This window comes from Nocardia sp. NPDC057227 (assembly GCF_042669725.1).
GTDB classification, from domain to species: domain Bacteria; phylum Actinomycetota; class Actinomycetes; order Mycobacteriales; family Mycobacteriaceae; genus Nocardia; species Nocardia asteroides_A.
Genome location: NZ_JBHUXA010000004.1, coordinates 43,192 through 67,756, shown reverse-complemented (window position 1 = coordinate 67,756; position 24,565 = coordinate 43,192). Strand labels below are relative to the sequence as shown.

The window sequence follows — 24,565 nt, the reverse complement described above, 5'->3', positions numbered from 1 at the left end:
GTCCGGAGGGTAGACATTGTGCTGCGGACCCACTACTGTCTCTCCCGCCGAACCACTACATACCCGTCCCGCCGTGCTGCGGGGCCTGGTTCTCTCCCTCGGGGCCCTTCGGCTACTCAGAGCCCCAGATCGATGCGCTCGGCGAGCGCCGGATCGTGGATGTCGCCGCCCGCCCGCAGCGCTTCCCGATAGCCGAGCAGGCTGGCCGCGTCGGTGTCGGTATTGGTCAGGCCGCGCTTCCAGTAGGCGCGCGCGAGCAGGTCGGCGCGGGCGACGCCCCACGAGCCGAGCACGTGGGCGCGGACGCGCCGGACGGCGGCGGCCTCGGCGGCCACCCACACCTGGGTGCGGTGTTCGGAGCGTGCCTCGGGCGGGTGGGTTTCGAGGTCGGTGACGGAGTCGAGGAGTCGCAGCGCGAGGTTCGGGTGCGCGGGGAGCAGGGCGTGGTCGGCCGGATCGGTGAGCGCCGCGTACACCCGGATCCGATGCTCGGGTCCGAGGCTGTCGACGATTGCCGCGATCGCCGGGACGGCGGTGTCGTCGCCGACCAGGATGTGGTCGCGAAACCCTTCCGCGACAACCCATTCCGGACGCATCCCGGCGAGCGTCACCGCATCGCCCGCGCTCACAGTGGCGAGCCAGTTCACGGCGACGCCGCGCTCGTGGCGGGCGATGTCCAGCGTCAGGCGCTTGGTGTCCGCGTCGAATCGGCGGACGGTGAAGGCGCGCAGGAGCGGCCGCCCGGTGTCGTCGGTGGATAGCTCGAGTTTGAACGCGTCCGCCGGACGCGGCGCGCGGTACTGCGCGAGCGCGGCCCCTTCGAGCACGACCCGGGTGAACCCGGGCGAGAGCGGGCGCACCTCGGCGACGGTGAGCCGCAGCGACAGCGGCTCGTTGGCGCGCCCCAGCGCCGCGATGCCTGCCTTGATGGAATCCATCACCCCTCCTCGCACGTCTACTTAGGTCAGCCTAACGTGCCGGAGCCGGGATCGGCTGCAGGATGCGGGCGCCACATCGGGATCAGGGTGGGGCCGCAGGGGAGCGGCAGCGGTTGGCCGCGCCGGGCGAAGCCGAGCCGGGCGTAGAGCCGGGCCGAACGTTCCGTGCTGGCCGCGAGGAACGCGCGCTCGCCGGTCGCGGCGAAGCGATGCAGCCGGGTCGCGAGCAGGGCGGTGCCCGCGCCGGTGCCGCGGTGCTCGGGCACGGTGGCGATCGAGTGCAGATAGTGGTGCGGGTAGTCGCGGGGGTGTGCGGCAGCGACGCGGTCGACCGCGAGGGCGAGCCGCTGCCATGGGCCCGTTCGTGGGTCGTTCGCCCGCAGTTCGTCGGCCTCCGCGCGGTAGCGGCTGCCGTCGGTCATGTGCTGCCACAGGGCGACCGCGCAGATGGTGTCATCGGCGCGGGCGATCCACACCTCGTCGTCCCGCACCGCCGCCGCGATCAGGGCGGGCGTGTGCGCCCGCCGCAGCTCCGCCACCGCGGTCTCGTCCGGACCGGCCACCCATACCGCCACCGCCTCGTCGGCACCGGCTCGGAGGTAGGCCTCCGCGACCTCCGCAACCTCGTCCGGTCCGGCCCGTTCCACCACGAAATCCCGCATCCCCGTCCTCCGTTCACAGCATCGCTGCGATCGACGGTAGGAACCAACTGGGACAACAGCCACCTTTTCGTCACACTCGAGATCGTGACGAAAGACGGTTGCGCCCAGTGTGGTGCCGTGCTCGCCCACCCGGAGCGGGGACGCCGCCGCCGGTACTGCTCGCGCTCGTGCCAGGCCCGCGGCTACCGCGCCCGCCGCGATGCCCCGCCGCCGCGCCCGCCCCGGCCCGCCCGCCTGACCACCGTGCGGATCGTCCGCACCGCCGTCGCGCTCGCCGACCGCGCCGGTCCGGCGCCCATCGTCGTGCGCGAGCTGGCCGCCGAGCTCGGCATCACCGCGGCGGCCCTGCGTCGGCGGATCGGGAATCGGGACGCGCTGCTGGCCGCGATGGCGGAGCTGGTGCTGGCCGAGGCCGTCCTGCCCGCGCCCGGTGGCCGGCGGGAGCGGCTGTGGCACATCGCGCACGAGGAGTGGCGGCTCTACCGCGCGCACCCGTGGCTGCTGCCGGTGCTCGCCCAGGTCCGGCCGCCACTCGGACCCGGGCTGTTCGACCTGGTCGATCCGGCCCTCTCCGCGCTCGACGAACTCGGTGCGCAGGCGCTCGCCGCCTACCTCGCGGTGTCGGGCCTGGTGCAGGGCATGGCGCTGCTCACCATGAACCCCGCCGCCGGGGCGGGAGAGCCGCTGCACGACGCCGTCGACCCCGTCGCCCACCCGGCCGCGTACCGCCTCTTCACGGACGCCGCCGCTCCCGATCTCGACGCCGTGCTCGACACCGCCCTGAACCTGCTGCTCGACGGCATAGAGACCCGAGTCAGCCCAGCGTCCGCGCCCAGGTGAGCAGGGCGCGGTCGTCGAGTGTGGCGAGCAGCCAGTCGTGGTCGACCTCCTTGCCGGGCAGTGACGGCACGGTGATCAGGTACATGCCCGCCGCCCGCGCCGCCGCCGCGCCGGTGCCGGAGTCCTCGAACGCCACCGAGCTGCCCGGATCCGCGCCGAGCTTCGCGCACGCGGTCAGATACAGCGCGGGGTCGGGTTTGCCCCTGGTCACGTCGTCGGCGGTCACCACGACCGGCAGCAGCTCGGCCAGCCCGGCCCGCGCGAGCGCCGACACGACCAGCACCCGCGGGCTGTTGGAGGCCACCGCCACCGGCACCCGCGCCGCACATTCGGCCACGATCCGCCGTGCCCCCGGCAGCGCCTCGGCCCCGGCGTCGAGCTCGCGGCGCACCAGCGCCATCAGCTCGGCGGTGAGCTGCTCGTGCTCGCCGGGGCGCCCGAAGTAGGTGGTCAGCTCGGCCACCGCGGCGGGGACGGTCCGCCCGATCAGCATCGCCTTCTGCTCGGGGCCGAAATCGAAGCCGTGCCGGGCGAACAGCGCCGCCTCCGCCACCGACCAGCGCGCCTCGGTATCGACCAGCAGGCCGTCACAGTCGAAAACCACACAGCCCACTCGGCTCGGCGCACTCCGCATGGCACCACGGTACGAAAGGGGCCCACCGGGCGCGCCCGGCGTCCTAGGATCCGACGGGTGGAGCTCGAGGAGTACATGCAGTACGACGCGACCGGTCTGGCCGAACTCGTTGCCCGCCGGGACGTGAAACCGGCGGAGCTGCTCGCGCTGGCGCGGCAGCGGGCCGATGCGGTCGACCCCGCGCTCAACGCCATCGTGCGCACGCTCGACGAAGTCGCCGACGAGCGCGCCGGAAGCGAACTCACCGGCCCGTTCGCCGGGGTCCCGTTCCTGATCAAGGATCTACAGCAGGAGTACAGGGGGTTCCCGAGCACCGAGGGGTCCCGTTCCCTGGCCGGCGAGGTCGCGGCCGAGCACAGCCTGCTGGTGCAGCGCCTGCTCGACGCCGGGCTGGTCATCTTCGGCCAGACCAATACGCCGGAGTTCGGCAGCAAGGGGATCACGGAGTCCGAATTCTGGGGTCCGGCGCGCAATCCGTGGAATACCGCGCACACCCCGGGCGGGTCGTCGGGTGGCTCCGGCGCGGCGGTCGCCGCAGGCATCGTGCCCGCCGCGGGCGCCAACGACGGGGGCGGGTCGATCCGGATCCCGGCCGCGTGCAACGGGCTGGTCGGGCTCAAGGCCGGCCGCGGGCTGAGCCCGTACGGGCCGCGGGTCGGCGAGGTCATGTTCGGCATGGTCACCCAGGGCGTGGTGTCGCGCACCGTCCGCGACAGCGCGGCGCTCTACGACGCCGTCATCGGCGCGAACCCGCGCGCCGCCTACCGGGCCGCGCTGCCCGAGCGCCCGTTCGCCGAGCACATCCGGCAGGCGCCGGGCACCCTGCGGATCGGCTACTCCACCGCCTCCGCGATCACCGCGAACCCGCACCCGGAGGCGATCGCGGCGGTCGCAGGCGCGGTCGAACTCCTGACCGAACTCGGCCACGAGGTCGAGGAGGTCCGCCCGCCGTACGACGACCGGCGCCTGGCCGAGGACTTCCTCACGATCTGGTTCGCCAGCCTCTACCGCCAGATCGTCGCGATCAAGGAGCGCACCGGGGCACGGGACCGCGACTTCGAGGCGGACACGCTCGCCGTCGGTGAGATCGGGCGCTCCAACGGCGCAGGCAAGCTGCTGGCGGCGATCGACCACATCAACGACTACACCCGCGACCTCGCGGATTTCCACGACCGCTACGACTACTTCCTCACCCCCACCCTCGCCACCCCGCCCCTGCCCATCGGCGAACTCACCACCCCGAAGTGGCAGCAGACCGGCTCCCGCGTCCTGCACCGCCTGCGCGGCGGGCGGGTCATGAAGGCGACCGGAATCCTGGACGAACTCATCGAGCAGAACCTGGGCTGGGTGCCCTACACCCAGCTCGCCAACCTCACCGGGCGACCGGCCATCAGTGTCCCGCTGCACTGGACCGAGGCGGGGTTGCCGCTCGGCGTTCAGTTCGTCGGGCGGCTGGGGGCCGACGGGGATCTGCTTCAGCTGGCGGCGCAGCTCGAGCAGGCGCGCCCGTGGGCGCAGCGGCACCCGGCACCGGTCGTGCACCGGACCCCCGGGCCCTGACCCGGGTCAGCCGCCGAACCGCGGTCGGACCTCGACGCCACCGCTGGCGAGCACATCGAGCACCTGCGTGTGGAACTCGTGGGGCAAGTGGAGCCCGGAAAGGTCGAAACCGAGCCAGGTGAGCGCGAAGCGCGGTGTGGCGCCGAACCCGCCGCGCAGGCAGTCCGCCAGACCGTCCAGGTCCGAGCCGAAGTATCCGCCCGGCCCGTTGACGGCCTCGCCGATCGCGCAGAAGAATCCGCTCCGGTCGGTGACGAACCGGCCGTCGAGGACGAAAGGCCCGCTAGCGTCCGCACCCCGGTTCCGTTTCGACGCGATCCGGACGACGTGCAGCCATGCTTCGCGATCTGCCTCCGACAGCGGAACCCACTCGTTGGTCGTCGCCGGCCCGCCGTGCCGCCACAGGTCCCAGATCCGCGCCGCACCCGGCCGCGGTGGTGCCCACATCCCGCCCGACAGGGTCAGGGCCCACCGGTCACCGCCGCCGGCCACCTCGAGGGTTCGTGTGTTGGAGAGGAGGTAGGCGCCGATCGGAACATCGTCGACATTCAGGATCCGGATGTCGACATTGTCGGCAGGCTCGCGCGAACCCAGCTGGATCAGCGTCTCCCAGTCGTCGGTCAGGCCCGGCCGGACCCCGCTCGCGCGCAGGGTCATCACCGACTCGGGATCGCTGTCGAACAGCCCGGTCAGCTGCTCCACAGCACAGGCCGCATCGCTGTTCCCGTCCAGGACGATGTCGTAACGCGCCACGGGTTCTCCGATCATCCACCGAGCCGTTTCGGGATCGTGCCGCCCTCCGGATACCACGGTCCAGGGAACAGGAACGGGGCCCCGTAGTCGTGTTCGAAGACGTACCCTAGCCAGCCGTCCGGCCGCTGCAGGACGCGGTGGTCGGTGCCCGGCACATCCCACTCGAGGGAGCCGGCCCACTGGCTGCGCTGCCTGGGTGACAATTCGCGCCCCTGGTACACGGTTTGCCGTCCGGTGTTCGGATCGATCCGCGGGACCCCGTTTCCCGCGCGGACGTTCTCGTAGGCTTCCCGGATCGGCCGGGGAATCGGGTTCGGGTCCGAGAGGTTCCTGCCATTGGTATTGCACTCCCTGCGGGCGAGCCCGGTGGGGTCGATCCAGACCAGCGGGTTGTGCGGGTAGGTGTCGGGGTTCGGCGCGGGGTCGAGTCCGAGGGGGTCGCTGCTCAGGTAGCGGCCGGTCTCGGGGTCGTAGTAGCGGTGGTGGTTGTAGTGCAGCCCGGTCTCCGGGTCGTGCAGCTGGCCGGGAAAGCGCAGGGGGGTACCGGCCGTGCCGGTCCAGCGGGTGCGGCCCCAGAGGTCGGATTCGGCGGTGGCGACGGTTCGGGCGTCGGCGGGGTCGATCAGCTCGACGGGGGTGCCGACGAGGTCGCTGACGACGGCGTGGAAGCGCCGGCCGTTCTCACCGCGATCGGTGGTCTGGGCGAGCAGGGTGTAGGTGCCCGGCTGGTAGTGCCAGCGCGTGATGCTGTCCGCGCCGGCTTGCGCGAGGAGCCGGTCGCCGTCCCAGTGGTAGTCGGTGCGTTCCAGCACGGTGCCGTCGGTGGCGAGGTGCTGTTTGGTGGTGCGGCGGCCGAGGGCGTCGTAGGTGTAGCGCCACCACTGCCTTGTGGGGGTCCAGACGTCGGTGAGCTGGTCGAAGCCGTCGTAGCGGTAGAACCAGACGTCGGGTTTGCGGGAGGGGCGTGCGGTGATCTTGCGGGTCAGCCTGCCCGCTTCGTCGTAGTGGTAGCGGGTGCGGCCCGCGCGCACCAGGCGGGTGCCTCGGTATCGCCTGCGCTGCGTCCGGCGGGTGGTCCGGGCGGCGGTGATGTTGGAGAGTGCGTCGTAGGTGTAGTTCTCGGCGGGAACCGTGCCGTCGCCGACGGTGGTGACGCGGCCCATCGGGTCGAGGGTGAGCTCGTGGCGGATGTTCCGGCCCTGCCCGGCGGTGGCCCGGGCCAGGGGGTAGTCGTCGGGCCGCCAGGTGTAGGTGTCGGTGCGCAGTTCGGCGGGGGTGTGGCGGGGTTCGCCCAGCGCGAGCAGGTTCGGCGGGTGTGCGGTCACCGTCTGCGCGGTGAGCCGCCCGACCCGGTCCAGGTCGCGGGTGACGGCGATCTCGCCGACGGCCCAGGCGGTGAGCTGCCCGGCGGCGTCGTGGTCGAAGCGGAGGAGGTGGCCGTCGGCGCCGAGCGTGGCGGGCCTGCCGGCGGGGTCGTAGCTCCATCGGGTCTGCGTGCCTGCGTGGTCGGTGCGGCGGGTGCGGCGGCCGAGCGGATCGTATTCGTGCCGGAGGGTGTGCTCGCCGTCGCGGGTCTCGGTCTCGACAGCACCGGTGGCGGTGTGGGTGAACTCGAGGGTGTGGCCGGTGTCGTCGCCGTGGCCGGAGATCGCGGAGCGCACGCGGCCCGCGCCGTCGTAGGTGAAGCGGCGCCACGCTCCGGAGGAGGCCGTGACGCTGGTGAGGCGGCCGAGGGTGTCGTAGGTGTGCGTGCGGGTGTCGCCGGTCGCGGGGGTGACGGTGGCGATCAGGCCCGACTCGGTGCGGGTGTACCGGCTCTGCGCGCCGCTGTAGTCGGTCTCGGCGGCGAGTTGTCCGGCCGGGTCGTAGGCGTAGTGCCAGACCTGGCCGAGGGGATTCACGACGGCGGTGAGGCGGCGCTCGGCGTCGTAGCGGTAGCGGGTCACGGCGCCGTCCGGGTCGGTGCGGGCGGTGCGCAGATCCCAGCTGCCATTGGCGAATTCGGTGACCCCGCCTGCCCGATTCACGTGCCGAACCGGTGAACCCTCTTCGTCGTGCGCCCAGGTCTCGCCGTGCCCGTCGGGGTCGGTCCGGGACAGCAGGGTGCCCTCCGGCGACCACCGGTAGCGGGTGACCCGGCCGAGCGGGTCGGTGATCTCGGCTGGTCGGCCGAACCGGTCGCGGTGGATGTGGGTGACGCCGTCGAGTGGATCGACGACGGTGACCGGCAGCCCGGCCGCGTCGGTCTCGATCCGGGTGCCGGTGCCATCGGCGCGGGTGATCGTGGCCTGGGCGCCGCAGGCGTGGTAGGTGAACTCCGTGCGTGCCCCGGCCGGATCGGTGAACGCGCTCAGGGTGCCGTCGCCGTGCCATTCCTGGTGGGTTGTGGCGCCGTCGGGCCCGGTGATGCGCGACGGCCTGCCCGGTTCGGCGTAGCGCAGATCCGTGGAGGTGCCGTCGGGTCGCTCGATCCGGGCCGGGTCGCCGTCGGGGGTGTAGAGGTAGCGGGTGACGGCGCCGTCGGGGCCGGTGACGGTGAGCGGCTTACGGTCGCTGTTGTAGTCGATGCGGGTGTGCGCGCCGGTCGGGGTGCGGAGGTCGCGCAGCCGCAGGTCGCTGTCGAAGCCGTAGACGGTTGTCGCGCCGAGCGAGTCGGCGTGCCTGGTGCTGCTGCCGGTGGGGTGGTCGCGGTACTCGAAGGTCGCGGAGAGGATGCCGTGGGTGCCGTGCTGGGCCACGACCCGGCCGCGGTGGTCGTAGGTGTTCGACATCGAGGTGCCGCGGGAATCGATCCAGGACAGCATGCGACCGTCGGCATCGTAGGTGTATCGCGATGTGGCGCCTGTCGCGTCGGTGACAGCGGCGAGTTCGCCTGTTTCGTAGGCGAAGCGGCGGACGACGAGTTCTTCGGGATCCTCGCCGTGCAGTGCCAGTGCGGTGATGCGGCCCCGTTGCGGGTCGGTGTGGACGCGTATCCGGTAGCCGCCGGAGTGGGTGATCGCGGTGGGTGCGCCGTCGGTGTCGTAGTGGAAGCGGATGCGGTTGTGGTGCCGGTCGGTGATGGCGGAGATCGCGTAGTTGCCGTGGCGGTCGTCGGCGCCGCGCAGGGTGGGTTCGGGGGCGAAGTGCCAGGTGATCTCGCGTTCCGGGTCGTGCACCCGGTAGGAGCCGGTTTCGGTTCGGGTGCAGGTCGAGCGCGAGCCGCCGGACAGTGGGCGTACCGGTGTGTCCGGTTGTGGGTGGGGGTAGGCGAGCAGGATGCCGTCCTCGCTGGCGAAGACGATGCCGTCGCGGTCGATGATCAGCCGGATGTCGAGCGTGGTCGACCAGGAGGGGCCGAACCAGCGGCCCCGGCGGTAGTTCGAGCGGTGCCTGCGATTGAGGGTCAGCGGGAGCACGCCGGGGAGGTCGAGGTCGACGGTGGGGAGGAGGAATTCGCCGGTCGCGACGTCGACCGGGTCGCCGCACTCGGTGGTCTGGGACGGGTCGCGGTCGTTGGCCGGGTCGCCGGAGCGGGCTTCGTCGCCGATGCCGGTATCGGAGTCGGCGCGCTGTTCCAGCGGGCCGCTGTCGCGGGGCGGGGCCGGTTCCGGGCTGCGGGTGGTGGGTGAGTCCGGTGTCGCCGGGCGGGCGTCGACGGGCGGGCGGTTGGTGTCCGCGGTGATCTCGGGGCGCCGCGGGGTGGCGGGGTCGAGGCCCGCGCGGGGTGGGGGCCGGTCCGGGTCCGGGCGGAGAGCGGTCGGGTCGGGGCGGCGGGGTGGGTCCGGGAGGTCGGAGGCGGGTCGGGGAGCCGGGGCGTCGGGGCGGGCCGGGGACGGTGCGGTCGGGCTCTGGCTGTGGCCGGGACTGTGCGGGTGGGTGCCCGGGGAGTGCGGCGCCACGGGACCTTGATCCGGGGAGTCGGTTCGAGAGGTTTCCGGCGGGTCGGTGTCCGTGCGCGGTCCGGCGGCTTCGGGGTCGTGATCGGCTCGCGTGGTGGGGGTTTCGCTGTCGCTCCGATCACCCCGGCCGTCCGCGTCGGGGCGATCGGCCGGGTCGGAGCCGGAGTGCGAGGTATCGGTGCCGGTTCGATCGTGGGGGAGGTCGCCGTCTGTTCGGTCGCGAGGGAGATCGGTGTCGGTTCGGTCGCGGGGGAGGTCCCCGTCGGCTCGGTCATCGGGAAGATCGGTGTCGGATCGGTCCCGGGGGAGGTCCGCGTCGGTTTGGTCGCGCGGATGGACGGCGTCGGGCGTTTCGGCGTCCGCCCGGCCCGGTGGTGGGTCGGCGTCGACGCGGGGTTCCGGACCGGGCCGGGGCGCCGGTCCGTCGCCGTCGCCCCGGGTAGGCGAGGTATCGGGGCTCGGACGGGTCGGCGTATCGGCATCGGCGGGCCGGACGTCGGACGGATCGGGATCCGGACGTGTCGCGGGCGCATCGGGATCCGGGCGGGGGGCCGGGGGATCGGCGGTGTCGGGGCGAGCGTCGGTGTCGGGCCGGTCCGGCGGGGTGTAGGTGTCGGGTCGCGGGTCGGGCGGGTCGTTGCCCGGCCCGCCGGTACCGGGTCCGTCGGTGTCGCCGGTGCCGGGCCGATCGGGCACCGGGTCCGGCACGGACTCCTCCGGCCGGGCACCGGGCCCGTCCCCGCCGGTGTCGGGCGCGCGCTCCACCGGCGGCGCGGTGTCGGCGGCCCCCGCCCCGACGTCACCGGGCTGCTCCTGCGGCTCGGGATCGGACCGAGCCGGAGGCCGATCGGCCGGACCCGCGTCGATCGAGGGCTCCGGCCCTGCCGAATCCGGCGCGCCCGGCCGATCCGCCTGCGGCCCAGCGGAATCAGCGCCCCCGGCGCCCGGTGCGGGATTGTCGGCATCCGGCGCGGGCGCGCGGGTGTCAACGGCAGGATCGGGTCCCCCCGGCCGGTCACCGAGACCGGCGCGAGCCGGTGGACCATCCGGCGGCCCGGCCCCTGGCCTCCCCGCCGGGTTCGGCAGATCGACATCCGGCAGACCACGGCCGGGCGCCCCGCGGCCGGGCAGTGCGTGCCGCACCCGGTTGACCAGTGACAGCGGCGTCCGCGCCGCACCGGCACCGCCGGTCGCCACGGTGAGCAGTACCTCGCTGGTGAGCATCCCGGTGAACTCGAACGGGCTGGTCCGCGCCTGATTCAGCACGGCGTCGACCGCCGCCGCGGGATCCGACGCCAGCACCACGACCCCGGTACCAAGGGTGGAGAGATTGGCCAGGTAGTCGGCGGGGTGGGTGAGGTTGTAGGGATCGGTCGGGTTGACCTGCCGCACGAACTGCACGATCCCGCTCAACCCGGTCAGCAGCCCGTCGGCGAAGCTGAGCCCCGCATACTGCGAGATCTCGATGCCGTCCTCGATGTTCGCGCCCATGCGGGAGGTGAACGGCGGCTCCGTCGGCGCCGTCTCCGTCGCGGCCTCGATGGCGGTCCCGGCCTGTTCGGCGGCGGTATTGCGGTTCGCGCGTGCCCGCTCGAGCAGGTCGAGCGCGGCGCGGTACCGGCTCGACCAGGTGTCGACCAGCGGCGTCTCGGCCCGCGTCTCCGCGGGCAGCGAGTTCCACCAGTTCTTCTGCCGGTTCTCCTCGGCGATCGCGGCGTTCCACTCGGCGATGGCGTCGGCGGCGCCGCGCTGCGCGGACTCCACCGCATAGCCCCACTCGACGAGGGTGTTCGCGGCGTCGGTGAAGGCGTCGGCGGCATCGAACCACAGCTGGGCCTGCGGATCGTAGGCGGCGTCGAAGCCCGCCCTGCCCTCGCCGGTCCAGTCCCCGCCGTCGATCGAGCGCAGCCCCTGGCCGGTGAGCTCGACGGCCGCGGCCATCTCGGCGAGCGTGCCCGCGGACTCGCCGATGGCCTCCGGTTCGCCCCGGACCAGCTCCTTCGGGTCCTGGGTCTCGCCGAGCTGCCGCTCCTCGATCTCGCCGCCGAGTGCGGAGGAGATCTGGTCGCCGAAGTCGTCCAACGCCTCGGCGGCCCCGTCCAGCCCGACCAGCTCGGCGCCATCGGCGAGCAGGTCGAGGCCGTCGTCGGCGAGTTCACCGAGCGTCTCGACCCCGCTCTCCCATGCGGGTTCGACGACCGCGGCGACATCGTCGATGGCATCACCGGCCGCGTCGGCGAGATCCGCCAGCGGGTCGAGCGGATTCCAGCCCATCCGAGTTCACTCCGCCGGGGCCAGGATCTCCGCGGCCCGCTCGGCGCCGTCGGTGTCCCAGCCCGGGGTCTCGCCGGTGGCCTGCGCGACCTGGTCGGCCAGCAGCGGATTCGTCAGCACGGAGACATTGGCGAGCGCCTGCGGGCCGACCTCCTGCACCACCTGCCAATTCTGCTCGATGGTCGCGCTCGCCTCCGCGAAGGACTCCCGGCTGTAGTCGGGGTTGGTGATGTGGTTGAGCGGATTGTCGGCCAGCGTCTCCGACCAGGAGCGCTGCGCGATCTCCTCCCTGGACAGGTGCGGATTGCCCATGGTGTTGGTCCACAGCGTCTGCAGTACCGCTGTCGTCTGGGTGTCCATCATGTGGTAGCGGCCCGCGGCGAGGCTCAGGGCCTCGGCGATCTCGTTGCCCGACTGCACCATCGACCGCACACCCCACGACCAGCGCTCGCAGTAGGTTTCGAACCCCTCCTGCACCCGCGGGTGCCCCGCCTCCAGCGGCGAGAGCGTGAGCAGTGCGAACCCGCGCCCCGACGCCGCGGTCTCCTTGATCCCGAGCTCGGTGAGCACCCCGATCATCCCGGTGATGCCCTGCGCCGTCTGCTGCAGCGCGATCGGATCGACGTTCACGGTCACAGTTCGTCCTCCCCTTCCGCGATCTCCGGCGGGAACGCCATCGGCGCCGCCCCCGCGATATCGACCAGCACCCCGGTGGGTGCACCGGCGCGCCGCTCCGCCCAATCCGCCAGGTCCGCACCGAATACGGTGTGATACCTGTGGTTCCCGTCCACCCCGAGACCGCGCGCGAGGACGTACCGGGCGAAGTCGTGTTCGCCGGTGAACCCGCACACCCACTCCACCCCGCCGTACCGGGTGGTCGACAGCCGGCCGTCGGCGGTGATCGGCACCAGCAGCGCCGCTGATCGGAATGCGGCCAGCAGCGCCCCCGGCTGGCCGAAACCCCGGTAGAACGCGGCGATCTCGTCCCGCAGCGCGGATCTGCCGTCCCCGGATTCGGTCACCGCTCACCACCCCCGCGTCGAGCACGCTGCCGTCAGTTTACCCGGCGATCAGGTCCCGTTGGGATGGGTGATTGCCCCCATTTACCCGGGAAGAATACGCAGTGCGAGAATCACTTTCGATTTCTCCCACCCGGCAACGATCCTCGAGAGGTGAACCGAGCAATCCGGCTGCTCACCCCTTTGTCGACACCGGTCGAGATCTGGGCGCCGATGGGGAGACCGAACGGCAGCCGGCGACGGCCGAGGAGGGGGTCATGGTTCCGGCTGGATGAGCGCGCCCGGCAATGGGTACGCGAGAAATCGGGACGGTTTCAGCCCCGGAGAGCCGATCGGCTCACTGCGGTCGTCGCTGATGGCGGGGAGTCCCTCGGCCGGAGCCGCGGGGTAGCCGAGACGTCTCGGCACTGCACCGTCCCGGCGCGCGAGGATGGTCGCCGGCTCGGGACGCCGTCCGCCGGGGCGACGGCCGCGGTGCGGCGCGCCCGCGGCGCACGGCTGCCGAGCACGGCGCGACCCCGGCTGGAGCTGATCCGCGCACACGGCACCCCGTGTTGGTCGCCTCGGGTGGCCCCGCTCCGGCCCTGGAGCGGGTCTGTGACGCGCAGCGGGTAGCGGGCCATTTCGTCGCGGCGGCACCGGGCTTCGCCGAGCGGCTCGAGCGATTCCTGCTCGCGGTGTGACGATCGCCCGCTACCGCTTGGCGAGCCGCTCGCGGGCGTCCGCCCAGGACAGCGGAGTCTGCCCGGAGCTCGCCGTGGACGCCACGAACCCCCGCGCACCCACCCGTCCTGCCATATCGGCCAGCCTGAGCACGTGAACGCCTCCATAGCCGCCTCGTCCCTTGCTTCCATAGTGGAATATGGCTCTGCCAGCGTATGTGCGCGGACGTAAACATTTGAGTCGACCGGTTCCTGCATCCGTGCAGCAAAGTTCGGCGGGCACCCGCATCGGTTATGCGCGTAAACGGCCTGGGACATGCGCATTCGCTGCTAGCCTCGGCAGGAATTTGCTCTCTGATGTGTTCGTGGAGGCGGAATGTCATCGCCTGGTAGTGACCGCAGGGCATCGGCGACGATGGTCGACAAAGTGGTCGCTGTGCTGGAGGTCTTCGACTCGGAGTACTCGACGCCCTCGCTCGAACAGGTCTGCCGCCGGACCGGGCTACCGCGCTCCACGGCGCACCGAATCCTGGACCAGCTCATTGCCCGCAACTGGGTAACGCGCGCCGCCACCGGCTACCGGCTCGGCGCCGGGCCGCTCTACCTCGCGGGCGCGCGGGCGATCCGGAGCGTCCTCTGCGCCACCGCCGCCCCGATCCTGGAGGGGCTGGCCCGAACCTCGGGGCGCGGGGTGCAGCTCGCGCTGATGGACGGTGCCGACATTCGCTATCTGGACCAATTCGGCGCGGGCTCGGGTGCGCTGGTGGGGCAGCGCGCCCCGGCCCATCGCACCGCGCTCGGGAAGGCCATGCTGGCGCGGATGTGCCCGGACGACGTCGATCAGCTCTACTGCGCCGCACGCGGCGTCCCGCCCCGGCGGGAGCTGCACGCCGAGCTCTTCCAGGTGCGCTCGCGCCGCGGCGTTGCCATCGAGCGCGGGGAGTACGTCGCCGGGCTCGCGTGTGTGAGCGCCGCGCTGCAGGTGCCAGCGGGCCCGGTCGCCGCCATCTCCGCGGTGGGCGATCCGGGCACCCGGATCGAGCGGTTGATCCCGGCCGTGGTGGCCGCCGCGCGCGGGATCGAGAAGGCGCTGCGGTGAGCTGAAGCCGTTCTCCGCCAATCGGTCTCGTCGGTAACCGGGTCCCACCTCGGCAAATGCGACTTCGTTCCCGTTCAGCGGGAGTGAAGAAGACTGCGGGTTTGTTTATGGATATTTTGTGCCGATGCTGAGGGTGCGACCTGGGGTCCGGACGAGGGTGCTGGCGATCGCGCTGGTGCCGAGCCTGTCCCTGCTGGTGGTCGGCGTCGGCGCCACCTCGTACCTGGTCTCGGAGAGCAATCGCACGCGGGAATGGGCGGTCGAGATCCGCGAGGCCACGCCGAGCACCCGGGCCATGGTCGAGTCGGTGCAGGCCGAGCGGCTGGCGACGATCGCCCAGCTCACGGGCGATTCGGCCAATGCGACCGGGCTCCGCGCGGCCAGGGCCGAGCTCGACGTGGCGCTGCGCGGCCTCGACGAGGCCCGGTCGAGCATCGGCGCCGTCGACCCGGCGCTGGCGGACGATGTGGGCGGCATCGATGTCCTGGTCGGCTACCTCACGGCCGTGCGGACCGCGACCGATGCGGGGCAGTTGCCGCTCGCGGATGCCTACAACTTCTTCGGCCAGATCCTCGACGCGGTGGTAGTGGGTTCCCAGCTGTCGCAGCGGCTGGCGCCCGACGCCGAGATCGGCGTGGAGCTGGCCGAGGGCATGCAGCTGCTGAAGACGACCGAGGCCATGGCGCGGAGCAATGCCTTCGCGATCGCGCTGGAGTCCGGGCAGGACACGCTGACCGTGCCGGTGCAGGAGTTCGCCCGCCAGGTCGGCTACTACCGGACCGAGACGGCGGCGCTGGTCCGCGATATCGATCCCGAGCAGAGCGCGGCAGCGAGGGCGATCACCGGCAGCGCGGCCTGGCAGACGCTCGACGCCGTCGAGAAGGTCATCGGCATGCGGGCGCTGGCCCGGATCACCCAGGGCACGGAGTCCGGTGCGCGCGGCACGCTGCCGCCGCTCCCGGTCCCGGTCGCCGAGTGGCAGGCGGCCGCGGCGCAGGTGAACCGGCAGCTGATCGACCTGTGGATCGCGCAGAGCACCGAGTCGCAGCTGCTGGCGGAGTCGAAGGCCGAATCCGATTCGCGCAGCGCGCTGCTCGCCGGTATCGGCGTCGGCGCCATCAGCCTGCTCGCCACCGCGACCTCGGTGGTGCTGGCGGACCGGATAATCCGGCGGCTGCGCCGGCTGCGCTCGGCGACCCTGGAGCTGGCCGACTCCCGGCTGCCCGAGATGATGCGCAAACTGGAGGACGGCAGGCCGGTGGACCCGGCCGCCGAGAGCCCGCGGCTGGATTTCGGCTCCGACGAGATCGGCCAGGTCGCCCAGGCATTCGGCCACGCGGCCGGGGCCGCGGTGCACGCCGCCGTGGCCGAGGCCCGCACCCGCGAGGGCGTGAAGTCGGTCTTCCTGAACATCGCGCACCGCAGTCAGGCCGTCGTGCATCGGCAGCTCGAGATCCTGGACGAAGCCGAGCGCGGCCAGGAGAACCCGGCGCTGCTGGAGACGCTGTTCCGGCTGGATCACCTGGCGACGCGCGAGCGGCGCAATGCCGAGAACCTGATCATTCTCGGCGGCGGGCAGGTCGGGCGGCAGTGGCGGCATCCGGTGGCGATGATCGACGTGGTGCGGTCGGCGGTGGGCGAGACGCTGGATTACTCGCGGGTGCGGGTGGCGCGGATGCCGCGGGTGCACGTGCTCGGTGACTCGGTGGCCGACCTGGTGCACCTGCTGGCCGAGCTGGTGGACAATGCTACGGCGTTCTCCCCGCCGCAGTCCCGGGTCGAGGTGACCGGCGAGGTCGTGGGGCGCGGCGTCGTCGTCGAGATCGAGGATCAGGGTATGGGGATGCCGACCGGCGAGATCGTGCGGACCAACACGATGCTCGCCGACCCGCCGGATTTCGGCGTCGCCGCGCTCTCCGGGGACTCCCGGCTCGGGCTCTTCGTGGTGGCGCGGCTGGCGGTGCGGCACGATATCGCGGTGAAGCTGGCCGAGTCGGTGTACGGCGGGATCCGCGCCGTCGTCCTCATTCCGGCGGGGCTGCTGGCCGCAGCCGTGGCCGAGCAGCTGCCCACCGCCTACGTGCGGGAATCGATGGCCGAGCGGAACGCGGTGGAGGAGACGACGACCTTCCGGCTCCTGCCCGACCCGGAACCGAGGGAATACGAGCGCGTGCCGCCGGACGACCGCCCGCGGCTGCCCGAGCGGCACCCGCGGGAACACAGGAACCCCGACCTCGAGGTGCCGGCGGGCGGGGCCGAACACCCGCACCTCACCCCCGCACAGGCACGGGGCATGATCTCGGCCATCGAGAACGGCACCCGGCGGGGGCGCACATCCGACACCTACACAGAAGGGCCCAGGTGAACTCCACCGATCCCAGCAATCTCAATTGGCTGCTCGACGACCTCGTCGAGCGGCTCGCCGGTGTGCAGCACGTGGTCGTGCTCTCGACCGACGGGCTGCTGCTCGGCCACTCGAACTCCCTGCGCAGGGAGGACGCCGAGCACTTCGCGGCCATGTCGTCGACGCTCTACGGCCTGGCCCGCAGCGCGGGCGCCCGGTTCGAGGGCGGCGGCGTCCGGCAGGCCATGATCGAGTTCGATCACGCGGTCCAGTTCGTCACCGCGGCGGGCAGCAATGCCTGCCTTGCGCTGCAGGCCGGGGAGTCCGCGAACCTGGGCATGGTCGCCTACGAGATGAACCTGGTCGTGCAGCGGATCGGTGCCTCCCTGTCCACCGCGCCGCGACACGGCCTGCCCGTACCGCCGCGGTGACCGGGGCGGGACGCGCGCCCGAGCTGGCGGCCTCGGTCAAGATCCTGATCGCCGGTGGCTTCGGTGTCGGGAAGACGACCATGGTCGCGGCGGTCAGCGAGGTCGCGCCGCTGCGCACCGAGGAGCTCATCACCGAGGTCAGCAGCGGCGTCGACGACCTGTCGGGGGTGGAGGGGAAGCGCACGACGACGGTCGCGCTCGACTTCGGCCGCATCTCCATCGACCCCGGCCTGGTCCTCTACCTCTTCGGTACGCCGGGGCAGGACCGGTTCTGGTTTCTCTGGGACGAGCTGGCCCGCGGCGCGCTCGGCGCCGTCGTCCTGGCCGATACCCGCCGCCTCGGTGACTCCTTCGCCGCCGTCGACTACTTCGAGCGCCGCGGGCTGAGCTTCGTGGTCGGGGTGAACTGTTTCGACGGCGCGCCCACCTACAGCGGTGCCGAGATCCGCGAGGCGCTGGACCTCGATGCGGGCACCCCGGTGCTGCTCTGCGACGCCCGCAGCCGGCAGTCCTGCAAGACGGTGCTGATCGACCTGGTCGAGCACCTCATCGCCCGCGCCGATCCGGCGCGGGCGACGAGATGACAAGCGCCGCCGGCGGGTCGCGCCTTCGTTGTGGCCGTGCGGCGCCCGAATTGCCGGGCGCCAGCCGCGCCGCGAGCTGGAAGCCGATGGGGGTGAGCCGGGGCAGCCACCAGGGCTGGGAACGGGCTCGGCGTCAGACGGACTCGCGCGGCGGGCCGGGCGAGGTCATTCGCCACGGGTGCCTGCCCGCGATATCCAGCACCAGCGCCGCTATGTTCCAGGCATCGTCGGCGCCGCTGTGGTGCCGCCCCTCGAGGGGGAGGCCCGCGATCCGGAGCGCCTGCGCCATCCCGTGCCTGCGCCGAGATCCGTTCGCCTCGGAGAAGAGCAGCTTCGCATTGGTGTGCCGGTCACCGAAGGGGTAGCGCACCCCTGCGTCCGCACACTGGCGCTCGAACTGTCGGCGATCGTAGTCACCCCAGCTCGCCCACGGCCGGTTCGCCGAGTCGTGCTCCGCGGTCAGTGTCAGGCACGCCTCAGCGAAGCTCACGCCGGTGTCGACCTCGGACTGGGTGAGGCCGGTGAGTTCGGTGCAGAACTCGCTGACGGTGGAGTGCTCCGGACGAACCAGGATCCGGTGCTTGGCGACTCGCGTCCTCGCGGTGAGATCGACGACGGTCAGCCCGATCTCGATGATCTCGCTCAGCGCACCGACCGGCGGCTCGCCCGGCCAGCAGGTCGCCTCGACGTCGACCACATTCAACAGCTCCACTCGAACTCCGGCTCCACCACAAAGGTACTATTGGTATTCAATCAGTACCTACTATATCGTGCCGGGGCATGTGGAAGAAGGTCCTGACGGCGGCGACGGCGCTGCTGCTGTCCAACGCCGCCCCCCTGTCGCACGCCGAACCCGCGCCACCGCATTCCCGCCTGGTCTTCGCCGCGGCCGAGGAGGTCTCGACCCTGCACGGCTTCACCACCGGCCGGGCACCCGACCCGGAGAGCTACTGGACCGTGCCGCGCGACCTGAGCGCCTACACCCCGGAGCTGTGGCAGCTCCTCGGCGCGCGGCACGCCCGGATCTCGATCAATATGCGGTGGCAGCGCGATTTCGGGCCGGTCCCGGCGGGCAAGCCGCACTTCGACGAGCTACCCGCCCTGCTGGCGACGGCGGCGCGCAACAACGTCGGCGTCAACGCGTGGCTGACCATCCCCTACGGCGACGGCTACTGGGCGACCGAGGACAACCTCGCCCAGCACGAACAGATGGTCCGCGACTTCGACGCCTGGGCCCGCGATATCGGCTTCCGGCCGCAGCAGGTGCTGCTCGACCTCGAGGCACCCCTCGCCGATACCGCCACGACCGGCAACCTCGTCCGGCAACCGGTTCCGGTCGTCCGGATGCTCGCGGGCAATATCGATCCCGCGGGCCAGTGCGCGGCCATGTACGGCTACGAACGGGTCGTCGCGTGGCTCGAGGATCACGGATACCCCACGACGGCGGCCGCCTACGCGTTCCTGTTCGACGACATCGCCGACGGCGACACCGCACTCTCCGACGGGCTGGACATGCCCCTGCCCCGGCCCGGAACCTTCCGCGAGGTGGCGTTCATGGCCATGCGGTCGGTCTACGCCGGGCTGCTCGGCATCGACCCCGGCTCCTCGATCCATGCCGCCTACATCCAGGACATGCGCCGCTGGTACGGCGATGCCGCCACCTTCAGCCTCGGCGAGGCGGGGGAGGGCCCGTACCGGGACAACCTGGGCGAGCTGGTCACCGACACCCGGCTTGCCGCCGCCCTCACCACCGGCGACGTCGGGATCTACTCGCTCGACAAAGCCATCGCCGACTACGGGATCGACGGGCTCACCGAGCTCTTCGACGCCGTCGACGAGCCGCTGACCGGCGCCGAACTCGAGCGGGCGAGCCTCCCCTCGCCCGGGACGATCGCGGCGCGTGCGCTGATCGGACTGGAGAACACCCTGGCCGGGGCGGCGGTTCCGGTGGTCACCGCCGGGCGCGGGAATCCGCAGCAGCCTAATGGATGGCCGCCGATCTGCTGAGCACCGGAGCGCCCCAGCGCCTGATCCGCGCGCACATGCTCGGGTGACCCGCGGGCGCGGGTTCTCGGTGACCAGCGGCTGCCCGAAAGCCGCGGCCGGGCGCCGCGAGATGGCGGTTGCCGGGCCGCCAGGACAGTACGCGAAAGAGGGTCCGTGCGCCGATGTGGCCTTCGCCGTCGACCGAGCTGATAGAGAGCTGACGTGATCGATCGGGGTGCCGAATGGGGCCGAGGGCAGTGCGGGGACGAAAGGGCGAGCACGACCCCGCTCGCGGAGGCTCGATCGGAACAACCCGGTCAGCTACGAGGTCGCCGTCCGATTGGTCGGGTCCGATACGGGTTGTGAGCGTGTATCGCGCCCAGTGAGCGGGAGATGTGGGCGGGTTCGGGCGTGGGGAAGGGCGGCACGCAGGTAGTCCTCGGTGTCGGCGTGTACGTCGGCGGGGCTGGTGTAGCCGCGGATCTCGCGTGCGGTGTAGTTGGCGTGAATGATGGTGACGATTGCCCAGAAGGCGTCACGTTCGGCGCGGTGACGGGCGATCCGTCGCCTTCGTCGCTCGTCCGATTCGGTGGTGACGTAGGCGATTCGGCGTGGAGTGCGGCCGGTGCGGGCTATCCAGCCGTGGCCGTGATCGATGAGCCCACTTCCGGTGAGTCGGCGCATCGACCGGTGCACGGTACTGAGGCTGACGCGCGCGGCCGCGGCGAGGTGGGTGGGAGCGATGCGCTGTCCGGGCGCGGGTTCGATGGCGTGGAGGGTTTCGTAGCACCACCAAGCGCCGAGCCCAAGGGTGCTCCATACGGGGTCGATGGGTTCGGGCCGGCGGCGTAGGCCTCCCATTCGGTGGCGATGACGTCGCGGCCTTCGAGCTGTGGCGTGGTGAGCCGGTAGCGGTCACCGCAGCGGTCGCGGGTATTCCAGGCAGCGACGAACCGGACCGGACTGCCGTGCGTTTCGAGTTCGCGGAAGCGGTGCAACACAACACGGACGGCTTCTTCACCGACCAGCCCCGCGGCCACCGACAGCCACCGCGCCCCGTGCGCGACGGTCCCGGTGCCGGACTGCGCGATCCCGTAGGCAACTGCTGTGACCACAGCGAGGGCGGTCCACTGCTGTGTGCCGGTGAAGTGTCCGCTGTCGAGGATCCAACGGCGCGCGGCGGCGAGTTTCCAGCGGATGCCCCGCATCCCACTTCCCGATCAGATCCGGAATCCGCGGGCGAGGACGTGCGGGTATTCCGCGACCTCGACACCGAGCTCGCCCACACCGATCCCGGCTACAGATTCGATGCCGGCGCGGGGCTGGCCCGGCTGGAACATGCGCTCACCGAGCAGGTTTCAGCCCGGTTCAGGTGCCTGCGGTCGCCCTCGCGACCGGCGGGACACGAGCCGTCGAGCCCTGCAGCTGCCCGGCGCGCCAGCCCAGCTCGCCTGATCGCTGACAGCCGCCGCAGCCAGCTGGTGATCACCTCGTTGGCGATCGCCTCCCGGCTCAGCCCCGAGGTCGCCCGGCCCTTGGCTGTGGGCCTGCACGGAGAACGGTGGACGGTCAGCTGGCTGCCCGACCTGGTCTGTACCCGCGAGCAGGCCCTGGTGGCGATGGTGCTCGACGAAATCCTGATCGAGCCCGAGGACCTCGACTCCGCAACGATCATGCAGATCGTGCGTGAACTCGCGCGCGAACTCGACCTGTCGACGCAGGAGGCCCTCGCGCGGCTCTCTGCGATCAAGAACCGCCCCGGATACCCGCTGCACCGCTGGTCCAGACACCGCACCGACCTACCCGGCGCCGCCTCCGGCTGACACCCCGATACCGGTGTGGAGCACCCAAGGAGCCCGCCCAACTTCTCTCACAGCCGACCAGCGCAGACTCGAACGTCGAGCGCGAGAGCCCGATCATCGATTCCTGGGAAGGTCGCGTGCGACCGATCACCGGCAGAGGTCCCCGGCTCGTCCTGTGGCATCACGCCGGCTCGTCAGCGGTCTCATCGGCTATACATCGCTCGGCAAGGTCGATGATGCGGGCCATCCCGTCGGGTGTGGCGTGCGCGGCGAGGGCTGCAGCGGCGGGCCCGCCGAGGGAGCTGCGCCCCAGGGCCCAGCGCATCATGGCGATGGGAGCATCACCGGAGCTGTGGTTGATCGTCGCAGCGTGGGGCCAGGCGTCCGGGGTCGTGCCCGCGCCGTGGCGAACTCGCACGCGCCCTGGGTCCGGGTCACCGCTCAGCGTTGGCTCGGATGGGATATGGGCCCGGGGTGCGCTCAGCTCGGGGTAGCCGCCGCACGGCAGGCGGTGACCACGTCAACGGGGATCCGGCCGCGGTCGGACAGCTGGTAGCCGTTGTTTCTGGCCCATGACCGGATCGCAGCCATCTCCGCGCGGTTGCTCTTGGTCGGCGAGCCGCCGGTCTTGGCGCGGGCCGCGCGGCCGGTGCGGCGCGCGTGGGGGATCCATCGCCCGTACAGCTCGCGCAGGGTGGCGGCGTTGGCGGTGGACAGGTCGATCTCGTAGGCGATGCCGTCGATCCCGAACGTCACGGTCTCATGCGCGGGGGAGCTGCCGTCGTAGTCGTCGACGACGGTCACCACGACTTTGCGTGCCACCGGCCGAACCCCTTCGTCGTCGTTCCTGATCAAGATCAGGCGAGTGTAGTAGGTGCCTCGGCCGCCGAGGGCGGTGGTGGCCTGGCGGGGGAGCGGGGATCCCGATTCCCGCGATCGCGATCGCGGTCGCCAGCGGCGGCGGCGTGGCGAGCATCCGGACCGGCGTCGAGAGCTGAATCACGGGCTGCCGCTGGTTCGACAGCAGGTCGGGCGGCACGCAGAGTGCCGTGCTCCCTCCGATCTCAGGACCATCCGCCACCGCCCCGGGCAGTCTCGTCGCTCTCCTGACTACCGCCCCTTCGCTTTCCGAGTCGCTGCGACCGCGAGGCACACCGTCACCATGTTGGGGCTGCGGTGAGGGTGCGCAGCAGCGCTGCAGGCCCGCGGTCGGCGTCAGTGAGCAGCTGGGCGACGACCGGGAAGAGGTGGCGGGCGAGCAGCTCTGTGTCCTCCACGACCGCCAGCTGGCCGAGTTGTTCGGCGGCCACCCAGCGGAAGGGGTGTGCCGGCTCGGTGTCGGCGTCGACGCTCGCGGCCACCGCCATGAACTGGTGGTCGATGTGCACGTGGGGCCGGTCGGTGTGGTTATCGCGCCCGACGGTGAGCTCGGTGATCCACCACGGCGCAGGCACCGCCGGATAGGGATAACCGGCGGGCAGTGCCGGGGCGGGCCACCCCAGCAGCCGGGCCCGACGCCCGGACTCCTCCCAGGTCTCCCGCAGCGCCGCCTCGGCCGGGGACTCGTCGTCCTCGACGTGCCCGCCCGGCAGCATCCACAACCCCAGCCGCGGGTGCTCGATCAACCCCAGATGCCACCGGCCATCGACCTCGCACCAGAGGAAAACGCTGGCAGTGGCCTCTTTACGGACTGGAGCATCAACGCTCACAGGGCTGACTCCCCGGGGGATGGTTCGATCGGATGCCCGGCACCCTGCCACAGCCCGCGCCACTGCGTCGACTCGTCGCGGCGGGTCATCTTCACGACGCGCAGGCTTGTCCTGGACCGCCGACTCCCGCGACATCACCGCCGACCAATCCCGCGACCTACCCGGGCCGCTCGCCGCCTGAATCCGCGCGCTCATGCGGACAGCTCTGGAGTCCGTGCGCAGCCGGTGGTCACCGGTGTGCCGGTGCGGTGCTGTCTGTCGAGGTGAGTAGCCCGAATGCTTCTCCGCGTGACCATTGTCGGATTCCGGCGCGGCTGTAGGCGACGAGTTCTTCGGGCAGGTCGGTAGTAGGGAACCAGTCGATCTCCGAGCATTTGTGAGGTTCGGCGTTGCGTGGTTCGCCGCTCCAGGTCCGTGGATGGAAGAAGAAACCGATTCTCGCGGCGGTGCCGGGGAGCAGGTTGTGGACCGTGGTGGCCATCGTCAGGGTCGATGGGTCGAGGACGAGGGCGAGTTCCTCGCGTGATTCCCGGATGAGCGCGGCTTGCAGGTCCTCGCCTTCGTCGAGTTTGCCCGAGGGCAAATTCCACATCCCGTCGGCGTAGCCGGTGCCGGCGCGGCGGGCCAGCAGGATTCGGTCCGCGCGGGTGAGGAGCAGGTGGACATCGACGGGGCTGCGGTACTGCACGGCTGTCCTTCGGTCGGTGTTCGGGCCATCGTAGGGGCGGCGGGCGGGTCGGGGGTAGGGTGGCGCGATGACCGAGACCTCCGTGTTCGATCTGGATGCTGTCGTGGCGTCGGGCTGGGCAGACCCGCAGGTGTTCCCGGCGTCGGAATGGGCTGCGGCCGAAGCGTTCTGGAATGCCAGGCGTGTGCACGACGCTCGGCTGTTGGCGACCCGGGAGAAGGCATCGGCGTTGGTCCGGGAGTGGTCGGGGCGAGAGCCGTGTGATGTCGGTTCGTTCGGGCTGCGCTGCAATCTGGAGACCAGCGACCTGGATCTGGCGATCGGCTGCCCGCTCGATCGCCGCGCCGAGGTGGCCGAGCGGTTGGCCGACCACGCCCGGTTCAAGGGCGAGCGGTTCACGAGCAGCCGGAGCACGCGGCTGGTGTTCGTGTTCGAGGTGGACGAGGTCGAGGTGGACCTGAGCGTGCAAACCGAGCAGGACTTCGCCATCGCGGGGCGGATGCTCGATGACATCGCCCGGCATATGAGCGAGCGGGAGCGTATCGCGCACACCTGGGTCAAGCACCGGTTGCGGGCGGCGGAGCGTCTGGAGGACTACGCGGCGTGGAAGCTGGTCACCTACGCCCGGTTCTGTCCGGAGTTCGACTGGGTGCCGATCCCGGAACCGGCCTCCCTCTGATTCGCCCGCGGCGCGGACCG

22 protein-coding genes are annotated in these 24,565 nt (G+C 71.7%); 10 read left to right on the top strand and 12 right to left on the bottom strand.

The window, feature by feature from the left end; all coding sequences use genetic code 11:
- Positions 1 to 116: 116 nt before the first annotated feature.
- Positions 117 to 938 (bottom strand): siderophore-interacting protein, encoded by an 822-nt coding sequence (locus ACFUJ1_RS08145; protein WP_378643887.1) that lies wholly within the window; start codon positions 936 to 938, stop codon positions 117 to 119.
- A 26-nt stretch (positions 939 to 964) separates the two neighbouring features.
- On the bottom strand, positions 965 to 1,600 hold the full coding sequence (locus ACFUJ1_RS08140; protein ID WP_378643885.1) for a GNAT family N-acetyltransferase: 636 nt from the start codon (positions 1,598 to 1,600) through the stop codon (positions 965 to 967).
- An 84-nt stretch (positions 1,601 to 1,684) separates the two neighbouring features.
- On the opposite strand from ACFUJ1_RS08140, the gene ACFUJ1_RS08135 reads away from it, so the two are divergent.
- Positions 1,685 to 2,440, top strand: a complete 756-nt coding sequence (locus tag ACFUJ1_RS08135) for a TetR/AcrR family transcriptional regulator C-terminal domain-containing protein (protein ID WP_378643884.1) — start codon at positions 1,685 to 1,687, stop codon at positions 2,438 to 2,440.
- On the opposite strand, the gene ACFUJ1_RS08130 is transcribed toward ACFUJ1_RS08135, so the two are convergent.
- Positions 2,415 to 3,044 (bottom strand): HAD family hydrolase, encoded by a 630-nt coding sequence (locus ACFUJ1_RS08130; protein WP_378643882.1) that lies wholly within the window; start codon positions 3,042 to 3,044, stop codon positions 2,415 to 2,417. The genes ACFUJ1_RS08135 and ACFUJ1_RS08130 overlap by 26 nt on opposite strands.
- A gap of 87 nt (positions 3,045 to 3,131) precedes the next feature.
- Between ACFUJ1_RS08130 and ACFUJ1_RS08125 the strand changes: the two genes are divergently transcribed.
- Complete coding sequence (locus tag ACFUJ1_RS08125) at positions 3,132 to 4,634, top strand: amidase (protein WP_378643881.1); 1,503 nt, start codon at positions 3,132 to 3,134, stop codon at positions 4,632 to 4,634.
- A gap of 6 nt (positions 4,635 to 4,640) precedes the next feature.
- On the opposite strand, the gene ACFUJ1_RS08120 is transcribed toward ACFUJ1_RS08125, so the two are convergent.
- The 4 genes from ACFUJ1_RS08120 to ACFUJ1_RS08105 form a co-directional block, all read right to left on the bottom strand.
- Positions 4,641 to 4,952: a barstar family protein gene (locus ACFUJ1_RS08120; protein WP_378644314.1), complete on the bottom strand. Its 312-nt coding sequence runs from the start codon at positions 4,950 to 4,952 to the stop codon at positions 4,641 to 4,643.
- A 446-nt stretch (positions 4,953 to 5,398) separates the two neighbouring features.
- The gene (locus tag ACFUJ1_RS08115; protein WP_378643879.1) at positions 5,399 to 11,542 is read right to left on the bottom strand and encodes a putative T7SS-secreted protein; all 6,144 of its coding nucleotides are present in this window, start codon (positions 11,540 to 11,542) and stop codon (positions 5,399 to 5,401) included.
- 6 nt (positions 11,543 to 11,548) lie between these two features.
- Positions 11,549 to 12,178, bottom strand: a complete 630-nt coding sequence (locus ACFUJ1_RS08110; RefSeq protein ID WP_378643878.1) for a hypothetical protein — start codon at positions 12,176 to 12,178, stop codon at positions 11,549 to 11,551.
- Positions 12,175 to 12,564 (bottom strand): hypothetical protein, encoded by a 390-nt coding sequence (locus tag ACFUJ1_RS08105; RefSeq protein WP_378643876.1) that lies wholly within the window; start codon positions 12,562 to 12,564, stop codon positions 12,175 to 12,177. Before ACFUJ1_RS08105 ends, ACFUJ1_RS08110 begins: the two co-directional genes overlap by 4 nt.
- Before the next feature lie 548 nt (positions 12,565 to 13,112).
- On the opposite strand from ACFUJ1_RS08105, the gene ACFUJ1_RS08100 reads away from it, so the two are divergent.
- From ACFUJ1_RS08100 to ACFUJ1_RS08080, 5 genes are all read left to right on the top strand, one after another.
- The gene (locus ACFUJ1_RS08100) at positions 13,113 to 13,244 is read left to right on the top strand and encodes a hypothetical protein (protein WP_378643875.1); all 132 of its coding nucleotides are present in this window, start codon (positions 13,113 to 13,115) and stop codon (positions 13,242 to 13,244) included.
- A 406-nt stretch (positions 13,245 to 13,650) separates the two neighbouring features.
- Positions 13,651 to 14,322: an IclR family transcriptional regulator gene (locus ACFUJ1_RS08095; protein WP_378643873.1), complete on the top strand. Its 672-nt coding sequence runs from the start codon at positions 13,651 to 13,653 to the stop codon at positions 14,320 to 14,322.
- 124 nt (positions 14,323 to 14,446) lie between these two features.
- Positions 14,447 to 16,687 carry a nitrate- and nitrite sensing domain-containing protein gene (locus ACFUJ1_RS08090; RefSeq protein ID WP_378643872.1) on the top strand — a complete coding sequence of 747 codons (2,241 nt, stop codon included), beginning with the start codon at positions 14,447 to 14,449 and terminating at the stop codon, positions 16,685 to 16,687.
- Entirely contained in the window at positions 16,684 to 17,097 is a 414-nt protein-coding gene (locus ACFUJ1_RS08085; RefSeq protein WP_378643870.1) for a roadblock/LC7 domain-containing protein, read from the top strand. Before ACFUJ1_RS08090 ends, ACFUJ1_RS08085 begins: the two co-directional genes overlap by 4 nt.
- Positions 17,094 to 17,681, top strand: a complete 588-nt coding sequence (locus ACFUJ1_RS08080; RefSeq protein WP_378643868.1) for an ATP/GTP-binding protein — start codon at positions 17,094 to 17,096, stop codon at positions 17,679 to 17,681. The genes ACFUJ1_RS08085 and ACFUJ1_RS08080 overlap by 4 nt, the downstream gene beginning before the upstream one ends.
- Positions 17,682 to 17,814: 133 nt before the next feature.
- Here ACFUJ1_RS08080 and ACFUJ1_RS08075 read toward each other — a convergent pair whose 3' ends face one another.
- A complete protein-coding gene (locus ACFUJ1_RS08075; protein ID WP_378643867.1) occupies positions 17,815 to 18,393 on the bottom strand; it encodes an exonuclease domain-containing protein in 579 nt (192 codons plus the stop codon).
- A gap of 68 nt (positions 18,394 to 18,461) precedes the next feature.
- Here ACFUJ1_RS08075 and ACFUJ1_RS08070 point away from each other — a divergent pair, with 68 nt between their 5' ends.
- Positions 18,462 to 19,688, top strand: a complete 1,227-nt coding sequence (locus ACFUJ1_RS08070; protein ID WP_378643865.1) for a hypothetical protein — start codon at positions 18,462 to 18,464, stop codon at positions 19,686 to 19,688.
- Between the two features lie 300 nt (positions 19,689 to 19,988).
- On the opposite strand, the gene ACFUJ1_RS08065 is transcribed toward ACFUJ1_RS08070, so the two are convergent.
- Positions 19,989 to 20,351: a hypothetical protein gene (locus ACFUJ1_RS08065; RefSeq protein ID WP_378643864.1), complete on the bottom strand. Its 363-nt coding sequence runs from the start codon at positions 20,349 to 20,351 to the stop codon at positions 19,989 to 19,991.
- 284 nt (positions 20,352 to 20,635) lie between these two features.
- On the opposite strand from ACFUJ1_RS08065, the gene ACFUJ1_RS08060 reads away from it, so the two are divergent.
- A complete protein-coding gene (locus ACFUJ1_RS08060; RefSeq protein ID WP_378643862.1) occupies positions 20,636 to 21,490 on the top strand; it encodes a hypothetical protein in 855 nt (284 codons plus the stop codon).
- Between the two features lie 459 nt (positions 21,491 to 21,949).
- Here ACFUJ1_RS08060 and ACFUJ1_RS08055 read toward each other — a convergent pair whose 3' ends face one another.
- From ACFUJ1_RS08055 to ACFUJ1_RS08045, 3 genes are all read right to left on the bottom strand, one after another.
- On the bottom strand, positions 21,950 to 22,291 hold the full coding sequence (locus ACFUJ1_RS08055) for an Lsr2 family protein (RefSeq protein ID WP_378643860.1): 342 nt from the start codon (positions 22,289 to 22,291) through the stop codon (positions 21,950 to 21,952).
- A gap of 335 nt (positions 22,292 to 22,626) precedes the next feature.
- Entirely contained in the window at positions 22,627 to 23,094 is a 468-nt protein-coding gene (locus tag ACFUJ1_RS08050) for an NUDIX domain-containing protein (protein WP_378643859.1), read from the bottom strand.
- Positions 23,095 to 23,407: 313 nt separating this feature from the next.
- The gene (locus tag ACFUJ1_RS08045; RefSeq protein WP_378643858.1) at positions 23,408 to 23,866 is read right to left on the bottom strand and encodes an NUDIX domain-containing protein; all 459 of its coding nucleotides are present in this window, start codon (positions 23,864 to 23,866) and stop codon (positions 23,408 to 23,410) included.
- Between the two features lie 67 nt (positions 23,867 to 23,933).
- Between ACFUJ1_RS08045 and ACFUJ1_RS08040 the strand changes: the two genes are divergently transcribed.
- On the top strand, positions 23,934 to 24,545 hold the full coding sequence (locus ACFUJ1_RS08040) for a hypothetical protein (protein WP_378643856.1): 612 nt from the start codon (positions 23,934 to 23,936) through the stop codon (positions 24,543 to 24,545).
- Positions 24,546 to 24,565 lie beyond the last annotated feature (20 nt).